The sequence below is a fragment of the Pseudomonadota bacterium genome, from assembly GCA_023229365.1.
Lineage (GTDB): Bacteria > Myxococcota_A > Polyangia > JAAYKL01 > JAAYKL01 > JALNZK01.
This window is the reverse complement of record JALNZK010000073.1, coordinates 20,226-27,047: the sequence shown is the minus strand read 5'-3', so window position 1 is coordinate 27,047 and position 6,822 is coordinate 20,226. Positions and strand designations below refer to the sequence as shown.

Genomic DNA, 6,822 nt, shown 5'->3' with positions numbered 1-6,822 from the left:
GTACGTCGAGGATCTGGCGGACGCGCTCGTCCACCTCATGCGCCGGTTCGAGCCCACGCGGGAGCGGACGTTCCTCAACGTCGGCGTGGGCGAGGACGTCTCGATCGCCGAGCTCGCCGCGCTCGTCAAGCGGATCGTCGGCTACGAGGGCGACGTGGCCTGGAACACGGCGATGCCGGACGGCACGCCGCGCAAGCTGCTCGACGTGAGCGGGATCGCCGCGATCGGGTGGCGCGCCGCGACGCCGCTCGAGGAGGGGCTGCGGAAGACGTACGCGTGGTTCCTCGAGAACCGGGACCGGGTGCGGCGATGAGAGGCGCCGTCGAGGCGGCGGTCCGCATCCTGGCCCGCGAAGTGCCGGGGCTCATCGCCGTGTACCGCCACGGATCGTTCGGCACCGTCCGGGAACGACCCGCGAGCGATCTCGATCTCGCGCTCCTGGCCGCGGCGCCCGTGCCCTTGGAAACGAGGCTCGCGCTGTCGGCCGCGATCGGGGAGGCGACCGGCCGCGAGGCGGACCTCGCCGATCTTCGCGCCGCGAGCGTCGTGTTCCGCGCGCGGGTCATAGGAGGCGGCGACTGCGTGTTCGAGGCCGACGAGACGGCGCGCCGCGAGTTCGAGATGATCGCCTGCTCGGCCTATGCCATGCTCAACGAGGAACGCGCCGGCATCGTGGCGGATGCGCGCGACAGGGGGGCCATCCATGGTCGATGACGTGCTGCTCAACAAGTGCGACACGATCGAGCGGTGCCTGAAGAGGGTCGAGCTGGTCTACGGCGAGCGCAAGGACGCGCTCGAGACGGACTTCGACGTGCAGGACGTCCTCGTGCTCAACCTCCAGCGCGCCTGTCAGGCCGCGATCGATCTCGCGATGCACCTGGTCCGCCGCGGCGCCCTCGGGCTCCCCCAGCACAGCGCCGAGGCGTTCGCCCTGCTCGAGGGCGCCGGCGTCGTGGATCGCACGCTCGCCGCTCGGCTCAAGGCGATGGTGGGGTTCCGGAACGTGGCCGTGCACCAGTACCAGGCGCTCGACCTCGCCATCGTGCGCTCGATCATCGAACGCGGCGCGGCGGACTTCCGCGCGTTCGTCGCCGTCGCCCTCGCCTGGCGCCCGCCCGCCGGAGGGGGATGATCATGCACAATTTCGCGCTCATCGGCGCCGCGGGCTACGTGGCGCCACGGCACATGCGGGCGATCCGCGACACCGGGAACCGGCTCGTGGCCGCGGCCGATCCGCACGACGCGGTCGGCGTGCTCGACCGCTGGTTCCTCGACGTGCGCTACTTCCCGGAGATCGAGCGGTTCGACCGCCACCTCGAGAAGCTCCGGCGCGGCCCGGACGCCGAGCGCGTGCACTACGTCTCCATCTGCTCGCCCAACTACCTGCACGACGCGCACGTCCGGCTCGCGCTGCGGGTCGGCGCCAAGGCGATCTGCGAGAAGCCGCTCGTCATCAACCCGTGGAACCTCGATCAGCTCGCGCAGCTCGAGGCCGAGACCCAGGGCGAGGTGCGGACGATCCTGCAGCTGCGCCACCACCCCGCGCTCGTCGCGGCCCGGGATCGCCTCGGGAGCGGGGGACGCCGCCACCGCGTGAAGCTCGCGTACGTCACGGGCCGCGGCCGCTGGTACCACGCGTCGTGGAAGGGCGACGAGGCGCGCTCCGGCGGGCTCCCGACGAACATCGGCGTGCACTTCTTCGACCTCCTCCTGTGGCTGTTCGGCGGCGCGCTCTCCGTCGAGGTGCACGAGAGCGACAGGTCGACGATCTCCGGCCTGCTCGCGCTCGAGCGCGCGGACGTCGAGTGGCTCCTGTCGGTCGACTTCGCGCGCCTCCCGTTCGCCGCCGCGCCGGGCGAGCGCACGACCCACCGCTCCATCGAGATCGACGGGCGCGAGGTCGAGTTCTCGGAGGGCTTCGACGACCTCCACACGCGCGCCTACCAGGAGATCCTCGCCGGGCGCGGGTTCGGCATCGCGGACGCGAGCCCGTCGATCGAGCTCGTGCACCGGATCCGCGAGGCCGCGCGCGACGCGTAAGTGTTGAACGATTCTGCGATATCTGTAACCTAACGGGACTGTTGACGTTGGTGATCGACACAACGGGCGCGCGCGTCTCATCGGTACGCATCTGTAACCGAAAGGGGCGGAGCCCACTCCGGAAGGCGCCATAGCAAATGCAGATCGTCGTCGTGGGGACCGGGTACGTCGGGCTCGTGACCGGCGCGTGCTTCGCCGAGGTCGGCAACCGCGTCGTGTGCGTGGACGTGGACCAGCGGAAGGTCGCGATGCTTCGGGCGGGCGAGATCCCGATCCACGAGCCCGGGCTCGACGTGCTCGTGCGGCGGAACCTCGCGGAGAAGCGGCTCTCGTTCGCGGCCTCGATCGCCGAGGCGCTCGCCGCGCTGCCCTCGTGCCCGGCGCCGCTCCTCGCCTTCATCGCGGTCGGCACGCCGCCCGGCGAGGACGGCTCCGCGGATCTCACCCACGTGCTCGCCGCGGCGCGCGACATAGGCCGTGCCGCGGATCGCCCGTTCGCGGTGATAGGCAAGTCGACGGTGCCGGTCGGCACGGCGCGAAAGGTCGAGGCGGCGATCCGGGCCGAGCTCGAGGCGCGCGGCGCGGATCCCGCGTTCCACGTGATCTCGAACCCCGAGTTCCTCAAGGAGGGCGCAGCGATCGACGACTTCATGCGGCCGGATCGCGTCGTCGTCGGCTGCCGGGACGAGGCGGCCGAGGCGCTCATGCGCGACCTCTACGCGCCGTTCTTCCGTAAGAACGACCGCGTCCTGGTCATGGGCGTGGAGGAAGCCGAGATGACGAAGTACGCGGCCAACGCCATGCTCGCGACGAAGATCTCGTTCATCAACGAGATCGCCGCGCTGTGCGATAGGCTCGGGGTCGACGTCGAGCAGGTGCGCGAGGGGATCGGCGCGGACTCGCGGATCGGCTACGCGTTCATCTACCCGGGCATCGGCTACGGCGGCTCGTGCTTCCCCAAGGACGTCGGCGCGCTCGTCCGGATCGCCGAGGCGGCGGGCGTCGCGCCGCTCGTGCTCTCGGCCGTCGAGGCGCGCAACCGCGCCCAGAAGTCGTTCCTCGCGGGCAAGATCAAGGCGTTCTTCGGCGAGGATCTGCGCGGCGTCACGATCGCGGTGTGGGGGCTCTCGTTCAAGCCCGGCACCGACGACCTGCGCGAGGCGCCGTCGCGCGTCGTGATAGGCGAGATCCTCGCGGCCGGCGGCCGCGTGCGGGCGTACGACCCGGTGGCGATGGAGAACGCGCGCGCCGAGCTCGACCCCGCGTGGTTCGCGACGGGCGCCCTCGAGCTCGCGCCCACGAGGTACGACGCGGCGGACGGCGCGGACGCGCTCGCGCTGCTCACCGAGTGGAAGGTCTTCCGCGCGCCGGATCTCGGGGAGCTCGCCCGCCGCATGAAGCGCAAGGTCGTGTTCGACGGCCGCAACCAGTACGCGCCGCAGAAGCTCCGGGACGCGGGCTTCGAGTACTTCGGCGTGGGGCGGTGAGCGGTGCGGCGCCGCCTGTGGTATGAATGGACTGAGAGGACCGACATGAAGAACGCGATCAAGCTCCCGCTCGTTCTCACCCCCCAGCCGGAGGGGGGCTACACCGTGACGAGCCCGCTTTTGCCGGAGCTCGTCACCGAGGGGGATACGCTGGAGGAGGCGCTCGCCAACGTCCAGGACGCGGTCCGCGCGGTCATCGAGCTGTACGGCGATCTCGGACGCGAGCTTCCGGCCAACCTGGAGCAGGACTCGACGAGCGCGCCGATCTTCTTCGAGCATTTGGCTTCGACCTGATGAAGTACCGAGAAGCGGCCGGAGGGCTCCGGCGCCTCGGCTGCGAAGAGCTCCCGCGGCGCTCGGGCGGATCGCATCGCAAGTGGCACAACCCGCGCACGGGGAAGGCGACCGTCGTCCCGGACTGGGGGGCCAAGGATCTCAAGTCCGGCACTCTGCGCGGGATCGTCCAGCAGCTGGGAATCGAGTGGAACGACTTCGAGAACGCATGACGGCGTGCCGGGGAGCGCGGGGATGAACGTCCTCGTCACCGGCGGGGCGGGGTACATCGGGTCTTACACCTGCCACGCGCTCGCCGCGGCCGGGCACCGCCCGATCGTCTTCGACGACTTCTCGCGCGGCCACCGGGCGTTCGCGGCGCCGTTCGCCGCCGTCGAGGGCGACGTCACGCGGCCGGAGGATCTCGACCGGGCGTTCGCGGCGCACGCGGTCGGCGCGGTCGTGCACTTCGCGGCGCTCATCGAGGTCGGCGAGTCGGTACGGGCGCCCGCGGAGTTCTACCGCGTGAACGTGGGCGGCTCGGCGTGCCTGCTCGCGGCTTTGCGGCGCGCGGGGGTCGACAGGATCGTCTTCTCGTCCTCGGCCGCGGTGTACGGCGCGCCGGCGCGGGTCCCGATCCCCGAGGATCATGCGCTCGTCCCGGTGAACCCCTACGGCCGCACGAAGCTCGCGGTGGAGGAGCTGCTCGCCGACTGCGGGCGCGCCTACGGCCTCCGGTACGCGGCGCTGCGGTACTTCAACGCCGCGGGCGCGGATCCGAAGCTCCCGTGCGGCGAACGGCACGACCCCGAGACGCACCTCGTCCCGAACGTCCTGCGCGCCGCGGCGGGCGTGACGCCCTGCCTCGAGCTCTACGGCGCCGACCACCCGACGCCGGACGGCACGGCGATCCGCGACTACGTCCACGTCTCGGACCTCGCGGACGCCCACGTGCGGGCGCTCGGCCTCCTGGAGCGCTCGCCCGGCGGCCACCGCCTGAACCTCGGCACGGGCCGGGGCTTCTCGGTGCGCGAGGTGGTAGGCGCCGCGGGCCGCGTCACGGGAAAAGACATTCCGGTGAAGACGCTCCCGATCCGCGAGGGCGATCCGCCGGCGCTCGTCGCCGATCCGTCGAGGGCGAGAGAGCTCCTCGGCTTCTCGCCCCGCTTCACGCGGATCGACGACATCGTCGCGAGCGCCTGGGAGTGGTACCGGAAGAACGGGTTCGAAAGGAGCTGACGATGGCACAGAAGAGCAAGCCGACCAAGGCCCCGGCGCCGGACGGGCGCGCGTATTCGATCGCCCCGGACGGAGAGAGGTTCCCGCTCCCCGAGGCCGCGGAGCACGCGGCCGAGATGCGCCGCCTGCGCAAGCTCGCGGGGAAGGCGCGGGCCGAGGGCAAGGAGATCGTGGTCGTCATGGGCGTCGGCTTCGTCGGCGCGGTGATGGCGGCGATCGTGGCCGACACCGTGGACCGCAAGGGCCGCCCGGCCAAGCTCGTCATCGGCTGCCAGCGCCCGAGCGTTCGCAGCTACTGGAAGATCCCGATGCTCAACCGCGGGCAGGCGCCGGTGAGCGCCGAGGACCCCGAGGTCGACGCGATCATCGCGCGCTGCGTGAAGGAGAAGAGGACGCTCGTCGCCACGTACGACAGCGACTGCCTCGCGCTCGCGGACTGCGTCGTCGTGGACGTGCAGTGCGACTACACGAAGCCCGAGCTCGGCCACATGGCCACCGGCGAGGCGGACATGGCCGCGCTCGAGGCGACGATCCGCACCATCGGCGAGAAGATCCCGCCCAAATGCCTGACGCTCATCGAGACGACCGTGGCCCCGGGCACGACCGAGTTCGTGGCCTGGCCGATCCTGAAGAAGGCGTTCGCCGCGCGGGGCATCCGGTCCGCGCCGCTCCTCGCCCACTCCTTCGAGCGCGTCATGCCCGGCCGCCAGTACGTGGCGAGCATCCGCGACTTCTGGCGGGTCTGCGCCGGCTGCAACGCGCAGGCGCGCAGGCGCGTGGAGAAGTTTTTGCGCGAGGTGCTCAACACGCGGGACTTCCCGCTCACCGTCATGGACCGCCCGATCGAGTCGGAGACGACGAAGATCGTGGAGAACTCCTACCGCGCCGCGATCCTCGCGTTCCTCAACGAGTGGAGCCTGTTCGCGGAGCGCAACGGCGTGGATCTCGTCAAGGTGATCGACGCCATCAAGGTGCGGCCGACGCACAGCAACATCATCTTCCCGGGCCCGGGCATCGGCGGCTACTGCCTGCCCAAGGACGGCGGCCTCGGCTACTGGGCGTACCGCCACATCCTGGGCTTCGAGGACGGGGACGCGGTCTTCCGCATCACGCCGACCGCCATCGACATCAACGACACGCGGGGGCTGCACGTGGCCGAGATGGTCCGCGACGGCCTGCGCAACATGGGCCGCTACATCGCGGGCGCGGACGTGCTCCTGTGCGGCGCGAGCTACCGCCAGGACGTGGGCGACACGCGCTACAGCGGCAGCGAGCTCGTCGTGCGCAAGCTCGCCGAGATGGGCGCCGAGCTGCGCGTCCACGACCCGTACGTCGAGCACTGGTACGAGCTGGAGGACCAGGACGCGTACCCGGCGCCGGGCCACTCCCGGAAGCGGTTCTTCCGCAACCAGGAGGGCTTCAGGAACCTGCGCGTGGGCAAGGATCTCAAGGCCGCGCTGAAGGGCGTCGAGGCTCTGGTGCTCGCCGTGCCGCACGCGCAGTACCTCGCGCTCGACCCGGACGACGTCGTCAAGTGGGCCGGCGGGCCGCTCGCGGTGGTCGACTGCTTCGGCATCCTCTCCGACGCGACGATCCGCCGCTACTTCGAGCTCGGCTGCGAGGTCAAGGCGCTCGGCCGCGGGCACATGAAGCGGCTCAAGGACGAGGTCCGGCACGGGCGGTGAGCCGCGCGGTGGACGAAGGTGAATGGGTAGATCCCGATTGAATGGGTATTTGAATGGGTATTTCGGCGGACCGTGCGCTACAATGTCGAAGGCGCGGA

General features: G+C 70.9%; 9 protein-coding genes. All 9 read left to right on the top strand.

Translation table 11 applies throughout. From position 1 onward, the window contains the following. Window positions 1-313 (top strand): GDP-L-fucose synthase (locus tag M0R80_21825; protein ID MCK9462274.1); only part of this gene is annotated, 313 nt, incomplete at its 5' end. Then, window positions 310-714 carry a nucleotidyltransferase domain-containing protein gene (locus tag M0R80_21820; GenBank protein ID MCK9462273.1) on the top strand — a complete coding sequence of 135 codons (405 nt, stop codon included), beginning with the start codon at window positions 310-312 and terminating at the stop codon, window positions 712-714. The genes M0R80_21825 and M0R80_21820, both read left to right, overlap by 4 nt. Next, window positions 704-1,132, top strand: a complete 429-nt coding sequence (locus M0R80_21815) for a DUF86 domain-containing protein (GenBank protein ID MCK9462272.1) — start codon at window positions 704-706, stop codon at window positions 1,130-1,132. Before M0R80_21820 ends, M0R80_21815 begins: the two co-directional genes overlap by 11 nt. Window positions 1,133-1,134: 2 nt before the next feature. Then, complete coding sequence (locus M0R80_21810; GenBank protein MCK9462271.1) at window positions 1,135-2,040, top strand: Gfo/Idh/MocA family oxidoreductase; 906 nt, start codon at window positions 1,135-1,137, stop codon at window positions 2,038-2,040. 137 nt (window positions 2,041-2,177) lie between these two features. Continuing rightward, window positions 2,178-3,527, top strand: coding sequence for a UDP-glucose/GDP-mannose dehydrogenase family protein (locus M0R80_21805; protein ID MCK9462270.1), 1,350 nt, complete (start codon window positions 2,178-2,180; stop codon window positions 3,525-3,527). 45 nt (window positions 3,528-3,572) lie between these two features. Beyond that, a complete protein-coding gene (locus M0R80_21800; GenBank protein ID MCK9462269.1) occupies window positions 3,573-3,821 on the top strand; it encodes a type II toxin-antitoxin system HicB family antitoxin in 249 nt (82 codons plus the stop codon). After that, window positions 3,821-4,033: a type II toxin-antitoxin system HicA family toxin gene (locus M0R80_21795; protein MCK9462268.1), complete on the top strand. Its 213-nt coding sequence runs from the start codon at window positions 3,821-3,823 to the stop codon at window positions 4,031-4,033. Before M0R80_21800 ends, M0R80_21795 begins: the two co-directional genes overlap by 1 nt. A 22-nt stretch (window positions 4,034-4,055) precedes the next feature. Beyond that, a complete protein-coding gene (galE, locus tag M0R80_21790; protein MCK9462267.1) occupies window positions 4,056-5,039 on the top strand; it encodes a UDP-glucose 4-epimerase GalE in 984 nt (327 codons plus the stop codon). Window positions 5,040-5,041: 2 nt separating this feature from the next. After that, window positions 5,042-6,724: a GDP-mannose dehydrogenase gene (locus M0R80_21785; protein ID MCK9462266.1), complete on the top strand. Its 1,683-nt coding sequence runs from the start codon at window positions 5,042-5,044 to the stop codon at window positions 6,722-6,724. Window positions 6,725-6,822: the final 98 nt, after the last annotated feature.